Annotated in this window: 17 protein-coding genes; 11 read left to right on the forward strand and 6 right to left on the reverse strand. The window is 74.2% G+C overall.

Annotated elements, in window-relative coordinates; all coding sequences use genetic code 11:
• The first annotated feature begins 262 nt into the window (after nt 1–262).
• Entirely contained in the window at nt 263–799 is a 537-nt protein-coding gene (locus CP981_RS36205) for a DUF4232 domain-containing protein (RefSeq protein ID WP_085926056.1), read from the forward strand.
• An 87-nt stretch (nt 800–886) separates the two neighbouring features.
• On the opposite strand, the gene CP981_RS36210 is transcribed toward CP981_RS36205, so the two are convergent.
• Entirely contained in the window at nt 887–1,843 is a 957-nt protein-coding gene (locus CP981_RS36210; protein ID WP_085926055.1) for an NAD-dependent epimerase/dehydratase family protein, read from the reverse strand.
• 197 nt (nt 1,844–2,040) lie between these two features.
• Here CP981_RS36210 and CP981_RS36215 point away from each other — a divergent pair, with 197 nt between their 5' ends.
• On the forward strand, nt 2,041–2,751 hold the full coding sequence (locus tag CP981_RS36215) for a TetR/AcrR family transcriptional regulator (protein ID WP_085926054.1): 711 nt from the start codon (nt 2,041–2,043) through the stop codon (nt 2,749–2,751).
• 99 nt (nt 2,752–2,850) lie between these two features.
• Here the strand turns inward: CP981_RS36215 and CP981_RS36220 are convergent, their stop codons facing one another.
• From CP981_RS36220 to CP981_RS36240, 5 genes are all read right to left on the reverse strand, one after another.
• Nucleotides 2,851–3,438: a hypothetical protein gene (locus tag CP981_RS36220; RefSeq protein ID WP_085926053.1), complete on the reverse strand. Its 588-nt coding sequence runs from the start codon at nt 3,436–3,438 to the stop codon at nt 2,851–2,853.
• Between the two features lie 229 nt (nt 3,439–3,667).
• Complete coding sequence (locus tag CP981_RS36225) at nt 3,668–4,339, reverse strand: response regulator (RefSeq protein ID WP_085926052.1); 672 nt, start codon at nt 4,337–4,339, stop codon at nt 3,668–3,670.
• A complete protein-coding gene (locus CP981_RS36230; RefSeq protein ID WP_167536189.1) occupies nt 4,336–5,691 on the reverse strand; it encodes a sensor histidine kinase in 1,356 nt (451 codons plus the stop codon). Before CP981_RS36230 ends, CP981_RS36225 begins: the two co-directional genes overlap by 4 nt.
• A gap of 1 nt (nt 5,692) precedes the next feature.
• Nucleotides 5,693–6,853 (reverse strand): acyltransferase family protein, encoded by a 1,161-nt coding sequence (locus CP981_RS36235; protein WP_085926051.1) that lies wholly within the window; start codon nt 6,851–6,853, stop codon nt 5,693–5,695.
• Nucleotides 6,846–7,814 carry an alpha/beta hydrolase gene (locus CP981_RS36240; RefSeq protein WP_085926050.1) on the reverse strand — a complete coding sequence of 323 codons (969 nt, stop codon included), beginning with the start codon at nt 7,812–7,814 and terminating at the stop codon, nt 6,846–6,848. The genes CP981_RS36235 and CP981_RS36240 overlap by 8 nt, the downstream gene beginning before the upstream one ends.
• Before the next feature lie 289 nt (nt 7,815–8,103).
• Between CP981_RS36240 and CP981_RS39425 the strand changes: the two genes are divergently transcribed.
• The 9 genes from CP981_RS39425 to CP981_RS36290 all read left to right on the forward strand — a co-directional run bounded on the left by CP981_RS39425 (nt 8,104) and on the right by CP981_RS36290 (nt 19,038).
• Entirely contained in the window at nt 8,104–9,648 is a 1,545-nt protein-coding gene (locus CP981_RS39425) for an MFS transporter (protein WP_425282195.1), read from the forward strand.
• A gap of 281 nt (nt 9,649–9,929) precedes the next feature.
• The gene (locus CP981_RS36255; RefSeq protein WP_085926049.1) at nt 9,930–10,715 is read left to right on the forward strand and encodes a thioesterase II family protein; all 786 of its coding nucleotides are present in this window, start codon (nt 9,930–9,932) and stop codon (nt 10,713–10,715) included.
• Nucleotides 10,712–12,322 carry an MFS transporter gene (locus tag CP981_RS36260; protein ID WP_244329954.1) on the forward strand — a complete coding sequence of 537 codons (1,611 nt, stop codon included), beginning with the start codon at nt 10,712–10,714 and terminating at the stop codon, nt 12,320–12,322. The genes CP981_RS36255 and CP981_RS36260 overlap by 4 nt, the downstream gene beginning before the upstream one ends.
• A gap of 278 nt (nt 12,323–12,600) precedes the next feature.
• Nucleotides 12,601–12,864 carry an acyl carrier protein gene (locus CP981_RS36265; RefSeq protein ID WP_085926048.1) on the forward strand — a complete coding sequence of 88 codons (264 nt, stop codon included), beginning with the start codon at nt 12,601–12,603 and terminating at the stop codon, nt 12,862–12,864.
• Entirely contained in the window at nt 12,864–14,093 is a 1,230-nt protein-coding gene (locus CP981_RS36270) for a beta-ketoacyl-[acyl-carrier-protein] synthase family protein (RefSeq protein WP_085926047.1), read from the forward strand. The genes CP981_RS36265 and CP981_RS36270 overlap by 1 nt, the downstream gene beginning before the upstream one ends.
• Before the next feature lie 121 nt (nt 14,094–14,214).
• The gene (locus CP981_RS36275) at nt 14,215–15,510 is read left to right on the forward strand and encodes a polyprenyl synthetase family protein (protein WP_085926046.1); all 1,296 of its coding nucleotides are present in this window, start codon (nt 14,215–14,217) and stop codon (nt 15,508–15,510) included.
• The gene (gene crtI / locus CP981_RS36280) at nt 15,507–17,042 is read left to right on the forward strand and encodes a phytoene desaturase family protein (protein WP_085926045.1); all 1,536 of its coding nucleotides are present in this window, start codon (nt 15,507–15,509) and stop codon (nt 17,040–17,042) included. Before CP981_RS36275 ends, crtI begins: the two co-directional genes overlap by 4 nt.
• Complete coding sequence (locus CP981_RS36285) at nt 17,039–18,028, forward strand: phytoene/squalene synthase family protein (protein ID WP_085926044.1); 990 nt, start codon at nt 17,039–17,041, stop codon at nt 18,026–18,028. The genes crtI and CP981_RS36285 overlap by 4 nt, the downstream gene beginning before the upstream one ends.
• Entirely contained in the window at nt 18,025–19,038 is a 1,014-nt protein-coding gene (locus CP981_RS36290; RefSeq protein WP_085926043.1) for a DUF5914 domain-containing protein, read from the forward strand. The genes CP981_RS36285 and CP981_RS36290 overlap by 4 nt, the downstream gene beginning before the upstream one ends.
• The last annotated feature ends 8 nt before the right edge of the window (nt 19,039–19,046 follow it).

A 19,046-nucleotide genomic window follows, 5' to 3' on the forward strand; every position in this document is an offset into this window, starting at 1 on the left:
GCCCGTTCTTCGTATGGCACACATAAGTAGCGTTCCACTCATTCCGGTCTTATCGGGTGTTAGTGAGGCGTTAGTCGAGCAACAGCGGGGGCGCGCAGGGTGGGTGGTGCGTAAACGAACGAGGACGCGCCGACCGTCCTTGAGGACCGGCTCGTTCGCTCCCGGCCCCCTTCGCGGGGATGCGGGGCGGAGCCGGGCGGGTGGGTCGGACGGCGTTCCACCGAGGTTCTCCGGTCGCCGGAGAAGAGGGAGTTGATGACTGATGACGATGCGTGGTCTGCGCACCGGCGCCACTGTCGCCGCCGCCGTCGCGCTGTTCGCGGGCGCGAGCGCCGGGATGGCCTCCGCGGCAGGATCGGGCGCGTCGGCGGCCGGTGCGTGCCGGCCGGGGACGCTGAAGGTCACGACCACCGACGCGGGTTCGGGTCAGGCCGGGATGAACCACGAGGGCACCTATCTGAAGGTGACCAACACCGGCAGCAGCACCTGCGCGATAAGCGGCTACCCGGGGCTGGCGCTGGAGGGCGCCGGACACACGGCCATCAAGACCACCGCGCACCACGGTGACACCTACTTCGCCAAGGACCCGGGCGTGCACCAGGTCACCCTGAAGCCGGGCAAGAGCGGCTACGCGGACCTGGTCTGGACGCACGCCGGTCCGTCGTCCGCGCAGGCCAAGTACCTCCAGGTCTCGCCGACGGGGAGTAACTCGCACAGCGTCGTGGGCTTCGACAAGGCCGTCGACGGCGGCGCGCTGTCGGTGACCGCCTGGTCGGCGACGCCGCCGAGCGCTTCCTGACCCGTACCGGCAGACCGAGGGCCGACGCACTGGGCGTCGGCCCTCGGTTTCCGTGTGCCGCGCCCGGCCGCCGGTCGCGCGGCCGGGTCAGCTCCGGGAGCCGGCCAGCAGGGCGCGGTACCACTCGACGGTGGCGTCGAGGGTTGCGTCCAGCGGTGTCGGGCGGATGCCGAAGGTCCGCTCGAAGGCTGTGGAGTCCACGATCTGCGGCTCGGTGTGCTGATAGAACATCTCCGCGTACTCGGCCATGAACTCCGCGTCGAACGGCCCGAAGGGGCGGGGCTCGGTGAGCACCACCCGCTGGAGCTGGTGGCCCACCCGCTCCTCGATCATCGCGTGGATCTCGCGGGTGGTGACGGCGGGCGCGGTGGGCAGGTGCCAGACCCGGCCGTCGCCTTCCGGGTGGGTGCCGAGCGTGGCGAGCCCGGCCGCCACATCCCGGATGTCCGTGTAGCTGTGCGGCAGGTCGATATCGCCCAGGCCGAGGATCTCGCTACCGCCCAGGGCGGCCGGGAAGACCGCTCCGCCGAGCGTCGAGTTCAGCACCCCGGGACCGACGAAGTCGGCCGACCGGCCGAGGACGACACGGGCCCGCCCCGCCCGGTGGGCTTCGAGGTAGCGCTCGTCCAGCTGCGCCCGCATCCGCCCCTTGCGGCTCGTCGCACGCCACGGGGTCTCCTCCGTCATCACCTCACCGCGGGTCTGCCCGTACGGGTAGAGCGTGTCCAGGACGACCAGCCGGGCCCCCGTGACCTCGGCGGCGGCCAGTACCGCGCACTGGATCCGGGGCATCACCTCGACCTGGCGGTGATACGGGACATTCACGCAGTGGTAGATGACCGAGGCGCCCGCGACGGCGGCCAGCGCCCCGTCGGCCGTGCTCACATCGGCGGCGAAGGACTGGACGCCCTCGACGGTGTTCTCCGGCGCCGAGCGGCTGACCAGTCGTACGGCGTGGCCGCGGCGCACGAGCTCACCGGCGAGCGTGGTGCCGGCGGGGCCGGCGCCCAGGACGACGTGCAGCGGTTCCGTGGCAGCAGACATGGCGGTTCCTTCTCTCCGGGCCGGGGGGCCGAAAGGCGGGGGAATGGCGAGCGGATCGAGTAGTTCTCTCGTTCCGCCCTCTCGCTTCTGTTAGAGACCATAACTCTTGCGAGGATCCATGGCAATCGATGTGTTGGCTACGATTGGCAATGACCATTCATGCTTGCTTCAAGCCGTCGCGAACACCGGAGGAGAACATGGCCGCCGAGGCGCGGAGCCCCCGGGCGCGCTACCGCGAACAGAACCGCGCGGAGATCAAGGCGGCCGCGCTCCAGCAGCTCGCCGAGGGCGGCATCCAGGCCGTCGCGCTCACCCGTATCGCCAAGGACATGGGCCTGTCCGGCCCCGCCCTCTACCGCTACTTCGCCGGCCGGGACGACCTGCTGAGCGAACTGATCCGGGACGCCTACGACGAGGTGGCGCAGGTCGTCGGCCGGGTCGACGCCGCGCCCGACGGCGATTCCCGCGCCACCCTGCACGCCCTCGCCGGCGCCTACCGGGACTGGGCTGTCGCGCAGCCGCACCGCTATCTGCTGATCCAGGGAACCCCGCTGCCCGGATACGCGGCCCCGCCCGACACCCTGCTGCGTGCGCGGGCCGTCCTGGGGCCGTTCCTGAAGGTGTTCGCCGCCGGTGAGCCCACGGCGGCGCTGCGGCCGGTCGTCGAGGAGATGGCCGTCTGGGTACGCGAGGAGAAGGGCGTCGCGGACTGGGTGGCGGAGCACACCGGGCGGGCTCCGCAGGGCGAGGCGGCGGCCACCGCCCTCGCCGGCACGGTGCTGGCCTGGTCCCAGCTGCACGGCACGGTCAGCCTGGAGGTGTCCGGTCAGTACGCCGGGATGGGGCACCGGGCACCGACCCTGCTCACCGCGCAGATGGACACCCTGGCCGACTCCTTCCAGCTGTAGCCGCAGGTCACTCAGAGGTGGGGCACGCGCCCGGCGGGCACAACCGCCGGGTGCCGCGCGCGTCGGCGCACGGCACCCGGGCCGGTGGGCGGCGGTGGATCACTGCTGGGCGGCCCCGCGCGGCGGCATCCAGTGGTGGACCTTCAAGTCGCCCTTCTCCAGGGTCTCGAACGGGGCCGAGCCCAGGCACTTGCCGACGCTGTTCTTCGGGACGCCGTCCATCGCCCAGCTGTAGCCCAGCCGGTCCTTCTTGCCGCTGTCCAGGACGGTGAAGCCGAACCGCTTGCCCCGGAGGTCCCCGATCTCCGGCAGGCCCGGTGCGCCGGTGAAGTGCGACTCGGTCACGATGCCGGTGGCGACGGCCGCCGGTCCGCCGGTCAGCAGGCAGTCGATCCGGCCCTTGAAGTAGCCGCCCCAGGTCTTGCCGAAGTGGTGGCTGACGTGGAACGTGCCGCGCGCCTGATCGGCGAAGCCATGCGCGTCGATGCGGAAGTGGACGTTGTCGCCGGGCTGTCGGGCGAGCTTGACGTCGCCCGTCAGTGACGGTGCGCCGGTGGTGTGCCGGGCGGCCCGCACCTCGGCCCCGGCCGCCGCGGCCGGTTCGGTCGTGGCCAGGGGCAGCACGAGCGCCGTGCAGACGGCGAGGGCGGTAGCGGCCACGAGCAACGGGCGGCGGATTCGGGGCATGGCGTACTCCTGCGGATGAGAGCGGCACCGGACTCGGTGCGGCAGGGCGTCGATTCCCCGCTGATCACCACGGTCCCGTCCGCCGCGCGGCCGGGCATCGCTCCACAGGCGGGTGTCACTCCGCCTCGCGGGGGAGCGGGAGGGAGTACCCATGGCCGATGCCGGAGCGGCGCCGCCTGTCGCAGCGGCCGGTTCCCCGCCCGTCCGCGCGCCCTGCCACCCGGACCGCTCAATACCCGGTCGGGCGGACCACCCCTGTCTCGTACGCGAAGACGGCGGCCTGCGTCCGGTCGCGCAGGCCCAACTTGCTCAGGATCCGGCCCACATGGCTCTTCACGGTCTGTTCCGCCAGCACCAGCCGCTCCGCGATCTCGCCGTTCGTCAGGCCCTGGGCGATCAGGGACAGGACCTCGGTCTCGCGTTCCGTGAGGTCGCCGACGCGTTCCTTGAGCGGGGCCTGCGGTGAGCTGGTGACCCGGGAGAACTCGGCGATCAGGCGCTTGGTGAGGTTCGGTGCGAGCAGCGCGTCACCGGCTGCCACCACCCGTACGGCCCGGGCGAGTTCATCCGCCGAGGCGTCCTTCAGCAGGAACCCGGAGGCGCCCGCGCGCAGTGCCTCGTACACATACTCATCGAGGTCGAAGGTCGTCAGGACGAGGACCTTGACGGTGGCCCCGGCCGGTGCGGTGAGACGACGGGTCGCCTCGATACCGCCGAGCCGGGGCATCCGGACGTCCATCAGGACGACGTCCGGGGCGAGCTGGTCGACCTGCGTGAGGGCGTCGAGGCCGTCGACGGCCTGGCCGATGACCTCGATATCGGGTTCGGCGTTGAGCAGCACCGTGAAGCCCTGACGGACCATCATCTGGTCGTCGGCGATCAGCACGCGGATGGTCGTCATGGGGCGGGCTCACGGGGGTCGGCAGGCCGCGCGGCCTGGGCGGGCAGGATCGCGGTCACTTCGTAACCGCCGTCGGGGGTGGCGCCGGTGGCGAGTTCGCCGCCGAGCATGGCGGCGCGCTCATGCATCCCCAGCAGGCCGTGGCCGGCGCCCTGCGAGGGCGGGGCGGGCCGGTCCGGCGCGGTGTTGGCGACGCGGATGGTGAGACCGCCGGGCCGGTATCCGAGGGCCACCCGCACCTCCGCGCCGGGCGCATGCCGGAGCGCGTTGCTGAGCGCCTCCTGGACGATACGGAACGCCGACAGCTCGACACCCGGGGACAGCGGGCGCGGCTCACCGGTGATCTCGGTGGTGACCCTGAGCCCGGCGCCGCGCACCGTGCCGACCAGTTCGTCCAGCCGGCCGAGACTGGGCTGCGGGGTGTGCCGTACCCCGTCCGCCAGGGCTTCCTCCGAGCGCAGCACGCCCAGCACCCGCCGGAGTTCGGTCAACGCCTCGACGGCGCTCCCGCGGATGCCCGCGAGGTTCTCCCTGAGCTCGTCGGTGGGGTCCTTGACCAGATGCGGGGCGACCTGCGCCTGGATCGAGATCACCGACATGTGGTGGGCGACCACGTCGTGCAGTTCGCGGGCGATCCGGTTGCGCTCCTCCAGCAGCGTGCGCCGGGCCCGCTCCCCGGCGGTGAGCACCTCCTGCTCGACGAGCTGGTTACGGGCCACCCGGCGGCCGCGCAGCGCGGCGCCCAGCACCACCGCGCAGGTGAAGGTCACGGCGTCCTGGACGACGGTCACGTCCTGGGCGGAGGACGCGAGGACCGGCGGGGCCGCACCCGGCAGGAGGGGCTGGTCCGGTACCGGCCCCAAGAAGGCCAGTGCGGCCACCGCCGCCAGGAACGAGAACGCCAGCGCCTCGGCCGCGATACGGGGCCGGACCCGCAGTGCGAGAAGGAACAGCACCAGGGCGTGCAGGGCGATGCCCGGGATGCTCCAGGACCACAGGGCGTCATGGCTGGTTTTGACCCCGTCGGCGTTCCTGACCAGGAAGAGCGCGATCGTCGACAGCCACCAGGCGGGTACCGGGCGGGACAGCGCGAGGACGGCGGCGCCCGACTGGAGCACCGTGAGCGCCAGCACGGTGGCTCCCGCGGTGTACCGGTCCGCGTTGAGCCAGCCCATGAGCACCGCGGCCAGCACCACAAGCGCATGCGGCAGCCGGCCCAGCCAGCGCATCCGGGGCAGTGGATCGAGTGCCACCGTCCACAAGTCGTCGCGCAGGGTATGCGGGAGCCCCCGCACGGCCGCCCGCAGCCGCGGCCCCCCGCTCTTCCAACCCCCCTGGCTCACACGGTGCATCCTAAGCACGCCGCACCGCCCTGGCCTCAGCGGGACGCCCCGCCCGGACCACCGTGGTGCCGCCGCGCCGCCCCTGCTCGTACGTGCGGAACGCGGACCAGCACACCAGCAGCGCCAGCGCGAACACCGGCAGCCAGAGCAGCCGGGCGAGGGCCCAGCCGGCACCGTCGGGAAGGGTGTGCAGACCGGGCAGGAACCCGCCGGTGAGCAGACCGACCGCGGTGACCGCCATCATCGCGGTCTGGTGCCACAGGAAGAGCGTCATCGCCGAGAGGTTCATCAGCGCCACCGCCGCCCGGACGGCGGGGCGTTGGAGCAGCCGTCCCAGGGGGCCGAGCAGCAGCAGGGCCGCCCCGCACTGGGCGAGACCGAAGGTGACCGCCGCGAGAGTGGGCGGATTGAGGTTGGATATGGTCGCGCCCGGCACCCCGACCATGGCGGCCGGGTAGCCGGCCCACAGGACGAGTCCGGCGGTGGTGGCGGCGCCGCCGAGCAGCAGCACCCATGCCGTCGCCCGGCTCCGCAGCCCGCCCCGGGCCCAGGCCGCGCCCAGGCAGTACGGCACCAGCCAGCCGGCCGCCACATTGATCCAGCCGAGCCAGGCCGGGCCGCCGAGCCCGAACCGGAGCAGATCGATGTGCAGCACGACGGCGAGCGGCCACAGCGGATGCAGCCGGGCGGTCAGCGGAGTCGCCGCCGTCAGTGCGGCGAACACCAGCAGGAACCAGAGCGGGGACAGCGCCAGTTTGCCGAGGGTGTGGACGGTGTCCAGACCGGCCCCGGCGACGAGCAGCCCGCCCGCCACCACGCACCAGACGACCAGCACGGCCACCACGGGCCGGAACAGCCGGGCCATCCGGGCGCCGAGCCACCGGCGGTAGGTCCCGCCCCGGGCACGGGTGGCGGCACAGCTCGTCGCCGCCATCTGACCACCCACCAGAAAGAAGACGGCCAGGGTCTGGAGAAGCCAGGAGACCGGGGTGAGGTGCGGCAGCTGAGGGAGGGGGCTGACGACCCGCACCGTGCCGCTGTCGGCGACCAGCGCGGTCACCAGCCAGTGTCCGAGCATCACCCCGAGAAGGGCGAGCGCACGCAGTGCGTCGACGCCGCGGTCACGGTCGGCCGGTGTCGCGGCGTCGATCCGCCGGATGAGCTCACGCATCGCCGCTCTCCTCGGAAGGGGCCTGGCCGGACACGATCCGGGCGAGGTTCCGCAGGGACACGGAACCGGGCGTGAGGTAGTCGCTGTGGCCGCCGGGCCCCGCCGCGAAGACCCGGGCGCCGAACTCGGGCGCGACCGGATCCGCTCCCAACCCGAGTGTGCCGAAGGGGAGTTGCAGCTGTCCGTGCGGCACCTCGGCGATCCAGTCGTCGTCGCCCCGGCCGGCCCACACCGTCGCCGGGGTGTGCAGCGCGGAGACGTTTTCGGCGCCCGCGCCGGGGCTGCCGAACAGCACCAGGTCCGCGACATCCAGCCCCGGCGCGGCCCGGCCACAGACCACGGCTCCGTACGAATGGCACAGCACGGAGAGCCGCGCCGTGGGACGGAGCTTCGCCACGGCACCGACGAAGGCGCGGAGCCCGGGAGCGGCCTCCGCCGCGCGGGCGGGGGTGAGGACATCGGGACTCACCGTGCTCGGCGTCCGGTACCCGGCCCAGGCGAGGACCGCGGACCGGCCGCCCAACTCCCGCTGGAGCGCCAGCGCGCCGGACCGCAGACGTGCGTACCGGTCGAGGTGGGTGTCCGAGCCCGGCACCAGTACGGCGATCCGCTCGGCCCGTGCCAGGTCGCCGAAGACCTCGGTGGTGCGGCCTCCGTCGCGGCCGTCGAAGAACAGGAACTGCCGCGCCGGGCCGGCCATCTCGCGCAATACCCCGGCCCGCGCCCGGTCGCCGTGGCCCTCGGCCATCCGCTCCGCCGCACGGATGCCCTCGCGGTTGACGGCGTAGCGCTCGGCGAGCGCACCGGGGGCGGCGGACCGCAACGGGGCGAGCGCCTTGGGGGCCGGTGCCGGGACGGCCGCGGGGCGGGCCGCACCCGAGACGGGCACCACCACCGCGGTGACGACGAAAGCGGCGAGCAGAGTGCGCAGCGGACGGCTGCCGCGCGGGCGGGACGCCATGATGAATGGTCCTTCCGTACCGGAAGCCGGTCGTGGCTTCCGGTACCGAAGCTATGGAGCAGGGCACTTGGTCGGCGTCCCGCCGGGGAGCGTACTTCGGTGGTAGCTCTCAGGTATCAGGGGTAGGGGGCGGCGGTGCTCGGCCTCGGGGAAGAGCGCCGGACGGCTGTGTGCCGCTGTCCCCGGCGGCGCGTCCGGCGTGGACGACGCGGCGCCGCGTGCGGGCCCGGCACGCCGCCGGACTCCGCACGTGCGCGGAAGGCGTTCGTCCCGGCCCTACCGTGTCGCCATGGTGCGTGCCGACAGGCCCCAGGCCGACCGACCGGGCAGTGCGGCGTCGGGCCGGCCGATGGCTCCGCTTCTCGCGGTCTGTGCGGGCTACTTCATGGTCATCCTGGACGTGACCGTCATCAACGTCGCCGTCCCGGTGGTGGGACGGGAACTGTCCGCCTCGCTCACCGGGATCCAGTGGATCACCGACGGCTACACCCTGGTCTTCGCCGGTCTGCTGCTCACCGGCGGCGCGCTGGGGGACCGGCTGGGCAACCGCCGGATCTTCTGCACCGGCGTGGTGGTCTTCACGCTCGCCTCGGCCGCCTGCGGCCTGGCCCCGGCCAGCGGGGCCCTGATCGCCGCCCGGCTGGTGGAAGGACTCGGCGCGGCCCTGATCGTGCCCGGCTCGCTCGCCCTCCTGCAACAGGCGTATCCGGCACCCGCCGAGCGCTCCCGGGCCTTCGGCCTGTGGGGCTCCATGGCGGGCATCGCGGCCTCCGCCGGGCCCCTGCTGGGCGGCCTCCTGGTCACCACCGTGGGCTGGCGCTGGGTGTTCTTCATCAACCTGCCCGTCGGATGCGTCTGCCTGCTGCTGACGCTGCGTCATGTCTCCGCTTCGGCCCGGCGTACGGACCGCCCCGTGGACTGGCCGGCCCAGTGCGCCCTCATCGCCACGGCCGCCCTGCTCACCACCGTCCTCAACGAGGCCGGACGACGGGGCTGGACGGACCCGCTGATCCTCACCGGAGCCCGCCGAAGGGGCACAAAAGCCGGGCCGCCGGCTGAGGGTCGGCGGGCCGCGGCGTACGGCCTGCGGCGATATGCCGTGGTATGTACCCAGGACCGGCCGGTCGCGCGGCGAGCGATGAGTTCTCGCCGGCCCGGGAGTCCACCCCTGTACCGGCAGATTCCGCACCCGAAGGGCAGCACCATGAGCACACTGATCGTCACCGCGTTCGTCACCCTGGACGGCGTCATGCAGGCCCCCGGCGGCCCGAACGAGGACGTCGACGCGGGCTTCGCGCACGGCGGCTGGCAGGTCCCGTATGTCGACGACGACTTCATGGGCCTCATGACCGGGGTCTTCGAGCACACCGCCGACCATCTCCTGCTCGGCCGGAAGACCTACGACATCTTCGCCACCTACTGGCCGCGCGTCACCGACCCGGACAACTCGATCGCCGTGAAGCTCAACAGCATGCCCAAGTACGTCGCCTCACGCACCCGGAACAGCCTGGAGTGGAACAACTCCCAGCTGCTGGAGGGCGACGCCGCGGAGGCGGTCGCCCGGCTCAAGCAGGAGCTCGGCGGCACGCTCATGACGCAGGGCAGCGGCGACCTCATCCGCACCCTTCAGCAGCACGACCTCGTCGACGAGTACCGGCTGCTGATCAACCCGGTGATCCTCGGCACCGGCAAGCGGCTGTTCGCCGAGGGCGCCGCCCCCACCGCCTGGCGGCTCACGGAATCCCGCACCACCGGCGCGGGCGTCCAGTACTGCGTCTACCAACGGGCCGGGAAGCCCGAGTACGGCACCTTCGAGCTCGACGAGCAGGACTGAGGACCCGGCCGGCTCCCGCGCGGCGGCCGGGCCCGGCTGCCGCCGTTGGTGTCAGAGGGGGACGGCGCCTTGCGTGGTGTGTGGAGTGCGGGGGCGGGGGAGGGCAGGGTCGGCGTGGGCACCGGTCCGGTGTCCGGCCGGAGGTCTCCGGACCCCGCCGGCCGGCGGGCCGCGCGGCCGGTCCGGGGCGGCCGGCGGCGCACGGGCGGAGCCCGGACCAGTGGAGCGCGAGGCGAAGGGCGTGTGTCGTGGGTGTCGGTTTCGCAGAAGAGTCGACGTCGGTGACGGTAGCGGCGTCGGCGGTGCCGGAGCGTGTCGTGCTGGCCGCCCGTCCGCAGGCGGCGCTGCGCTTGTATTGCGTGCCGCCCGCCGGGGCCGGCCCGGACTGCTATCTGCGCTGGGCGCCGCTGCTGCCGCCCTGGATCGAGCCGTGCTCCGTGGCGCTGCCCGGCCGCGGCACCCGCGCCGCGGAACCCTCGCTGACCGACCCCGCGTATCTGAGCGCCCGGCTCGCCGCGGTGCTGGACGACTGGACCGACCCCCGGCCGTTCGCGGTCTTCGGACACAGCGCGGGCGCCCTGCTGGCCTACGAGGCGACCCGCCATCTGCGGCGCACCCATGGCCGGCTGCCGTCGCTGCTGGCGGTGTCCTCACTGTCCGCGCCACATATCGACGCCTACAGCGCCGGCCTGCCGCCCCGGCTGACCGCCGGGCTGGAAGGCATCCGCGAACTCGTCGGACCGATCCCCGACCAACTGCTCGCCGACGCCCGCCTGATGGCCGCGGCCTGCACCCCCCTGCTGGCCGACTGTCTGCTGCTGCTGCACTACCGGCACCGCCCCGAACCGCCGCTCGACGTGCCGCTGGCCCTCTACGGCGGGGAACACGACCCGGTCACCAGCGTGCCGGACCTCCAGGCCTGGAACGACCTGGTCACCACACCGGCCCCGGTCCAGCTCTTCCCCGGCGGGCACACCTACCTCCAGACGGAGACCAAAGCCCTGGTGGACCGGCTCACCGAGACCCTCGACCCGGCCCGGTACGCCCGCCCCGTGGCGACGGCATGACGGCCGCCGCGCCGGCCCGCACTCCGGCCCCACCCGTACACCGGGCGGCAGCGGCCGCCGTGGTGTGCCTCGGACTGTTCATGCTGGGCCTGGATCTGACGGTCCTCAATGTCGCGGTGCCCGACCTTCAGGGCGGCCTGGAAACCTCCACCGCGCAGGTCCAGTGGATCGTCGACGGCTTCGCCCTGGTCCTGGGCGGCACGGTGCTGGCCGTGGGCGCCTTCACCGACGCCTGGGGCCGGCGGCGTTCCTTCGTCTGCGGGGTGGCGGTCTGCGGAGGCGCCTCGCTGGGCGGTGCGCTGGCCGCCCAGCCCTGGCAGGTGATCGCCGCGCGCTGCACCATGGGGGCCGGGGCCGCACTGCTGATGCCGGCGACGCTGGCGGTCCTTCACCATCTTTTCCCCGAGGCCCGGTTGCGCAGCCGGGCGATCGCCGCCTGGGCCGCGGTCGGCGGTATGGGCGGCCTGTGCGGTCCGGTCATCGGCGGCTGGCTGGTGGAGCACTTCTCCTGGCGCGCCGCCTTCTGGATCAACCTGCCCCTCGCCGCCGTCATCATCGTGCTGGCCCTGCTCCTGGTACCCGAGTCCCATGCGCGGCGGCGCGCCGGCTTCGATGTGCCCGGTGCGGCGCTGTCCGCCGCGGGGCTGCTGGTCCTGGTGTGGTCGATCACCGAGAGCCCGCACCGCGGCTGGACCAGCCCGGCCGCACTGACCGGATTCGCCGTCGCCGCGCTGCTGCTGGCCGCCTTCGTCCGCCGCCAGCTGCACGCCCCCGCGCCGATGCTCCCGCTGTCCCTGCTGCGGGTGCCGGCCATCGGAGTGGCCGCGGCGGCCCTGGCACTGATGTCCTTCGCCATGTTCGGCGCGCTGTTCGTGCTCACCCTCTACCTCCAGGGCGTACTGGGCTTCAGCCCCTGGCAGGCCGGGCTGCGGACGCTGCCCCTGCCGGCCGGGCTGGCGCTGGGCGCGGTGTGCGCGGTGCCGGTACGGGCACGGCTGGGCGGCCGGGTCCCCGTCGTGGGCGGACTGGCCCTGGTGACGGTCGGCTTCGCGATCCTGGCGACCACCACCCCGGACTCCGACTACCCGCACTGCGCGGCCTTCCAGCTGGTGGCGGGCTTCGGCGCCGGACTGGTGGCGGCCGCTGCCACCGAATCGGTGATGGGCTCGGTCGCCACCGAAAGAGCCGGACTCGGCTCGGCCATCAACGACGCCACCCGCCAGGTCGGTTCCGCCCTCGGGGTGGCCGTCCAGGGCTCCCTGCTCGCGGCCGTCTTCACCTCCCGGCTCACCGCCTCCCTCACCGATCTGCACGCCCCCGCGCCGGTGGCCGCCGCGGCCCGGCACAGCATGCTGTCGGTCCCCGCACAGGCGATGCGGCTGCCCGGCCCGCTGCGCAGCAGTGTGCTGTCCGCCGCGCGACGCGCCTTCACGGACGCCATGACGCTGACCGCCGTCGTCGCCGGAGCCGTCACCCTGCTCACCGCCGCGGCCGCCGCCCGCTGGCTCGGCCGCCCTGACCGCCCGGACGGCGCGCCCCGGCCCGCCGGTGCCCGGCTCCACGGACCGCAGCCGGCGCCCAGGGAAGAGGAGCGTCCGGCGCTATAGAGCGATAAGTCACTCGTTCAGAGGTGCCTTCATGACCCGGGCCGGAGGAGACGGTCGGCGACAGTAGAGCGCGAGCCCGACCCCTGCGCACCGGCCCCCGGTGCCGGCCGCCCCCGCCCGCCTGGAGCCACGATGCACACCCCGTCCGCACCCGCACCTCCCACGGTGCCCCGGGCTCCTTCCGCGCGGCCCAGGGCCTGTCGGAAGCGCCCTCCCGCCTCCGGACAGCGCCCCGCCCACGGCGGCCGGCACCACCACCCCAACCGAAGGAGCCACCCGTGCCCACCAGTGCAGAGCTGATCACCAGCACCCTCACCGAGACCTTCGACCTCGACCCGGCCGAGGTCACCCCCGAGCGCACCTTCGAGGACCTCGGCCTGGACTCCCTCGCGCTGGTCGAGATGGGCCTGATGCTTCAGGAGCGCACCGGGATCTCGCTGGACGACGTGCCGCTGCGGACGACCCTCGGTGAACTCGCCGCGCTGATGGACAGCGGTACGGCCGGCCAGGTCCTGACCACCGCGCCGAACAGCGGCAGCTGATGCCCGGTCAGTGCCATGACGTCGCCGTCACCGGTCTGGGCGTCATCAGCCCGGCCGGGATCGGCGCACGGGCCACCTGGGACTCCCTGCTCACCGGCCGGTCCACCGCCGCCCGGGACCCGGGGCTGGCGGGGCTGCCGGTGGACATCTCCTGCCAGGTGCCCGACTTCGACACCGCGCGTCTGGTCGGCCGGAAAGCCGCCTGGCGGCTGGACCGCTTCGTCGCCATGGCGCTGCTCGCCGCCCGGCACGCCGTCGCCGACGCCGGTCTCGACCCCACCGAGTGGGACGCCTCCCGGGTCGGCGTGGTCATGGGCACCGGCACCGGGAGCATGGAGCGCTACGTCACCGAATTCGCCAAGCTCGCGGCCGGCCGCCCGCTGGACATCTCGCCCCTCGCCATCACCCGCAGCGTGCCCAACATGGCAGCCGCTGAGATCGCCCTCGACCTGACGGCCACGGGCCCCAACTTCGCCGTCTCCACCGCCTGCGCGTCCGGCAGCAGCGCCCTCGGCATCGCCCGTGACCTGCTGCGCGCCGGGACCTGCGACCTCGTGCTGGCCGGCGGCGCGGAATCCGCCCGCCACCCCATCCCCGCGGCCTGCTTCCACCGCATGGGCGCCCTGTCCCGGCGTACGGACGACCCCGCGGGCGCCTGCCGCCCCTTCGACGCCGCACGCGACGGTTTCGTCCTCTCCGAAGGCGCCGCCGTGCTGGTGCTGGAACACCCGGAGCACGCCCGTGCCCGCGGTGCGCGAGCGCGCGCGCAGCTGGTCGGCTACGGGGCGAGCTGCGACGCCTACCACTACGCGGCTCCCGACCCCGAGGGCCGGGGCGCCGCCGCGGCCCTCACCGCGGCCCTGGCCGACGCCGGTCTGGTACCCCGGGACATCGATCACGTCAATGCGCACGGCACCGGCACCCGCCTGAACGACCTGGCCGAAGCCAGGGCCCTGCGCGCCGTCTTCCCCGAGCCGCCCACCGTCACCTCCCTCAAGGGCGCGCTCGGCCACGCCATCGGAGCGGCGGGGGCCATCGAGGCGGCCGTCACGGTCATGAGCCTCCAACAGGGCACCATCCCGCCCACCGCCAACCACGAGGACCCCGACCTCGATATCGACCTGGACATCGTGGCCAAGGCGCCGCGCCGTACGCCCCTGGCCGCCGCCGCCAGCACGTCGTTCGGCTTCGGCGGCCAGAACGCCGCCCTCGTCTTCCGGTCCGCCTGACCCGCGGACCGGGCCGCGCACGGCCACCGTGCCCACCCCGCCGCACCCGGCGGCGCGCTCCCGGAACCGGTGCGCGGCCCGCCGCCGACCTCCGCCGACCGACGCGACGAGAGGAACCACGATGCGCCGTCGTACCGGGGCCACCACGCCCCGCACGCCGCGCGAGACCGGCCCGCCGCCGCCCGGTCTGCGTACCGTGACGGACGGACCGGACCGTGCTGACACCCGCTCAGCCGGTCTCGGGCCGGACACCGTCGACGCGGATGTGCCGGCCGCCGTGGGACGGATGCTCGTCGGCGTCCTCGATGAGCAGGTCGCGCGGGCGGCCGGGATCGAGCGGACCTTCGCCCAGGATGTCGCCGCCCGGGTCGCCCGCTTCACCCTGGACGGCGGCAAGCGCACCCGCTCCCAGTTTCTGTGGTGGGGGCTGCGGTCCTGCCAGGACCGGCCGGGCGCCGGTGACGTGGAGACGGCACTCCGGGTGGCCGCCGCCGTCGAACTCCTCCAGACGTGTGCGCTCATCCACGACGACGCCATGGACCGGTCACCGCTGCGCCGCGGCCGGCCCGCGGTCCATGCCGCGTTCGCCGGCCAGTACGCGACGCCGGACACCGCGGAAGCGGCCGGTCGGTTCGGCACCGCCGCCGCCGTGCTCACCGGTGATCTCGCCCTCGCCTGGGCGGATGACACGGTCGCCGGTATCGAACTCGGTGCGGCGGCCGGTCCGCGGGTGCGGCACCTCTGGCGGGCGATGCGGATGGAAATGGTGGCCGGTCAGTACCTCGACCTCTACGGCCAGATCACCGGCTCCCGCTCCGTCGCGCTGGCCGTCCGCACCGCGTACCTCAAGAGCGCGCGGTACTCGGTGGAGCGGCCGCTGGCTCTCGGCGCGGCGCTGGCCGGGGCCGATGAGCCCACCACCCGCGCGCTGAGTGCCGCCGGCCGCTGTGCCGGGGTGGCCTTCCAGTTCCAGGACGACCTGATGGGGGTGTTCGGGGACCAGGAGCGGACCGGCAAACCGTCCGGCGGCGACATCCGGGAAGGCAAGCACACCTATCTGCTCGCGGTCGGCCGGGCCCGCGCCGTGCAGCGCCGCGACCGGGCCGCCCTCGCGCTCCTCGACCGCTGTGTCGGTGACAGCGGGCTGGACGCCGCCGATCTGGAGCGGGTGCGCGCCGCCCTCGTCTCCACCGGCGCCCCCGGCCTCGTCGAACGGCGCATCCACCGGCTGGTGGCCCGCAGCATCCGTCATCTGGACGAGGCCGCCCCGGAACCCGCCGCGGCCGCCCGGCTGCGCAGCCTCTTCGCATCGGTCGCCGGTCTCCGCACCGCCACCGGCCACCCTCGCCCGGCAGCACGAACCGGCAGCGCAGCCGGGCCCGTTCCCGCCCGGGCGGCCGAAAGGGGCACCGTATGAGAACCGTCAAGGGCCCCACCGACCATGTGGTGGTGGTCGGCGCCGGGCTCTCCGGACTGGCCGCCGCGCTGCATCTGCTCGGCGCCGGACGGCAGGTGACGGTCGTCGAGCGGGCGGCGCTGCCCGGCGGCCGGGCCGGCCGGATCGAAAGCCGTGGCTACCACTTCGACACCGGGCCGACCGTGCTGACCATGCCGGACCTCATCGACGAGGCGTTCGCCGCGGTCGGCGAGCGCCTCACCGACCGGATGGAGCTGCGGCCCCTGCACCCCGCGTACCGCGCCCGGTTCGCCGACGGCAGCGAACTGGACGTCCACACGGACGCGGAGGCCATGACGGCCGAGGTCGAACGGTTCGCCGGTCCCGGGGCCGCCGACGGCTACCGCCGGCTGCGCCGCTGGCTCCAGCAGCTGTACGACGTCCAGCGCCACCGCTTCATCGACACCAACTTCGACTCACCCCTCCAGCTGATGCACCCGGACCTGGCCCGCCTCGCCGCACTCGGCGGCTTCGGCCGGCTCGACGACCGGATCGGCCGCTTCCTGCCCGACGCCCGGCTGCGCAGGGTCTTCTCCTTCCAGGCGCTGTATGCCGGGGTACCGCCCGCACGCGCCCTGGCCGCCTACGCCGTCATCGCCTACATGGACACCGTCGCCGGGGTGTACTTCCCCCGCGGCGGGATGTACGCCCTGCCCCGGGCCATGGCGGACGCGGCCGCCGACGCCGGTGCCGCCTTCCGCTACGGACACCCCGTCACCCGGCTGGAACGCACCGGCGACCGGATCACGGCGGTGGTCACCGCGCAGGAACGCATCCCCTGCGACGCGGTGGTCCTCACCCCCGATCTGCCGGTCGTCCACCGGCTGCTCGGCCGGCGCCCCCGCCGCCCGGTCCGGCTCCGCCACGCACCGTCCGCGGTGATCCTGCACGCCGGCACCGACCGGACCTGGCCGCGGCTGGCGCACCACACGCTCTCCTTCGGCGTCGCCTGGGAACGGACCTTCGACGAACTCACCCGTACCGGCCGGCTGATGAGCGACCCCTCGCTGCTGCTCACCCGCCCCACCGCCAGCGACCCGCAACTCGCCCCGCCGGGGCGGCACTTGCACTACATCCTGGCGCCCTGCCCCAACACCGACACCGGCCCCGGCGCCGGGGAGTGGCGCGACCTCGCCCCCCGCTACCGCGACAGCCTGCTCGCCGTCCTCGAACGCCGGGGACTCACCGGCATCGAATCCGCCATCGAGGAGTACCGCATGGTCACCCCGGCCGACTGGACGGCCCAGGGACTCGCCGCCGGAACGCCGTTCTCCGCCGCCCACACCTTCGCGCAGACCGGCCCCTTCCGCCCCCGCAACCTCGTACGCGGCACGGCCAACGCCGTACTGGCGGGCTGCGGCACCACCCCGGGGGTCGGCGTCCCCACCGTCCTGATCTCCGGCAAGCTCGCCGCGGCCCGGATCACCGGCCTGCGGCCCCCACGTCCCACCGCCGGTTCGTCCCGCCCCGCCACGAGAGGCATCCCGGCATGACCGCACGCGAACTGGACGCCGCAGGCGTCACCGACCCCGGCCTCCGTGAGGCCTACGCCCACTGCCGCCGGCTCAACGCCCGGCACGGCAAGACCTACTTCCTCGCCACCCGGCTGCTGCCCGCGGCCCGCCGCCCGGCCGTACACGCCCTGTACGGCTTCGCCCGCTGGGCCGACGACATCGTCGACGACCCCGCCACCGGCCACACCCCCGCGGACCGCGCCCAGGCGCTCGACGCCCTCCACCGCTGCCTCGACGACGGTCTGCGCGGCGGCGGGGGCGGCGAACCGGTGGTGCGCGCGCTGGCGCACACCGCAGCGGTGTACGGCATCGACCACCGCCACTTCGCGGACTTCATGGCCTCGATGCGCAGCGATCTGACGGTGACGGACTATCCGACCTACGCCGATCTGCGGCGCTATATGCACGGCTCCGCCGCGGTGATGGGGCTCCAGATGCTGCCGGTGCTCGGCACCGTCGTACCGCAGGAGGAGGCCGCGCCGCACGCCGCGGCCCTCGGCATCGCCTTCCAGCTCACCAACTTCCTGCGCGATGTCGGCGAGGACCTCGACCGCGGCCGCGTCTACCTCCCCGCCGACCTGCTCGCGGCACACGGCGTCGACCGCGCACTGCTCCGGTGGAGCCGGGACACCGGCCGCCCGGACCCGCGGATCACCGCGGCCCTTCAGGCGGCCGCCGAACTCACCCGCGGTGTCTACCGCGAGGCGCACCCCGGCCTCGCGCTGCTCGACCCGGTCTCCCGCCCCTGTATCCGCACCGCGTTCGTCCTCTACGGCGGCATCCTCGATGCCGTGCGCGACGACGGATACGCCGTGCTGCACCGCCGCGCGGTGGTCTCCCGCCGACGCCGCGCGGCCACCGCCCTCGGCGGTCTGGCCCGACTCGCCGCCACCCGCCTGACCGCCCGGCCGCCCGTGGTGCGGCCCGGCCGGGTGCCGCACTACGCGCAGGAGGAAACCCCATGACCCAGGAGGCCCGCCGGGCCCCGCGCCTCCCGCTCCGGCTGCGCCGCCGGCCCGAGCTGTGGGAACAGCAGCACCCCACCTGGCGCGACGCGAAACCCGCGCGCATCGCCGACGCCGTCAAGGCCGCCCTCGCCCGCCCGTCCGGCAACTGGTTCGTCCTCGGCGCGGCCCGCGCCATCGGCGCGCACCGTGCCTTCGGCCGCACCGTCGCCGGGGTCGAGGTGGTCGCCTGGCGGGACGCCGGCGGCCGCCTGATCGCCGGCCCCGGCGCCTGCCCGCACCTCGGCGCGCCCCTCGCGCAGGGGCCCGTACGCTGCGGCATCCTCCGCTGCCGGTGGCACGGACTCGCCCTGGACGGCGCCCCGTTCGCCGGCTGGGAGCCGTTCCCCGCCCATGACGACGGGCTGCTGGCCTGGGTACGGCTCGACGAGGCGGGCGGCGAACGCCCGCTGGCGCAGCCCGTGCCGCCCGACCGGCCGAGCCCGGCGGGCGCCGTCGCCGCCGTCTACACCGGCACCGGCCGCTGCGAACCCGAGGACGTGGTCGCCAACCGCCTCGACCCCTGGCACGGTGCCTGGTTCCACCCCTACTCCTTCGTCGACCTCTCCGTGCTCGACACTCCCGCGGAGCACGGCGCGGAACGGCCCGACGGCCTCACCGTCCAGGTCTCCTTCAAGGTCGCCGGACGTGCGGTGGTGCCGGTCACCGCGCTGTTCACCGCCCCCGGGCCCCGTACGGTGGTGATGCGCATCCTGGAGGGCGAAGGACAGGGATCCGTGGTGGAGACCCATGCCACGCCCCTGGGCCCGGACGACCTGGGACGCCCGCGCACCGCGGTCATCGAGGCGATCGTCGCCACCTCCCGGCGCCCCGGCTTCGCCCTGGCCCGCGCGGCCGCACCCGCGCTGCGTCCGCTGATGCGGGCCGCCGCGGGCCGGCTGTGGCGGGACGATCTGGCCTACGCCGAACGCCGCTGGCAGCTGCGCACCAGTGGCCGCCACCCGGGCTGACCTCGGCC

This window comes from Streptomyces platensis (genome assembly GCF_008704855.1).
Lineage (GTDB): Bacteria > Actinomycetota > Actinomycetes > Streptomycetales > Streptomycetaceae > Streptomyces > Streptomyces platensis.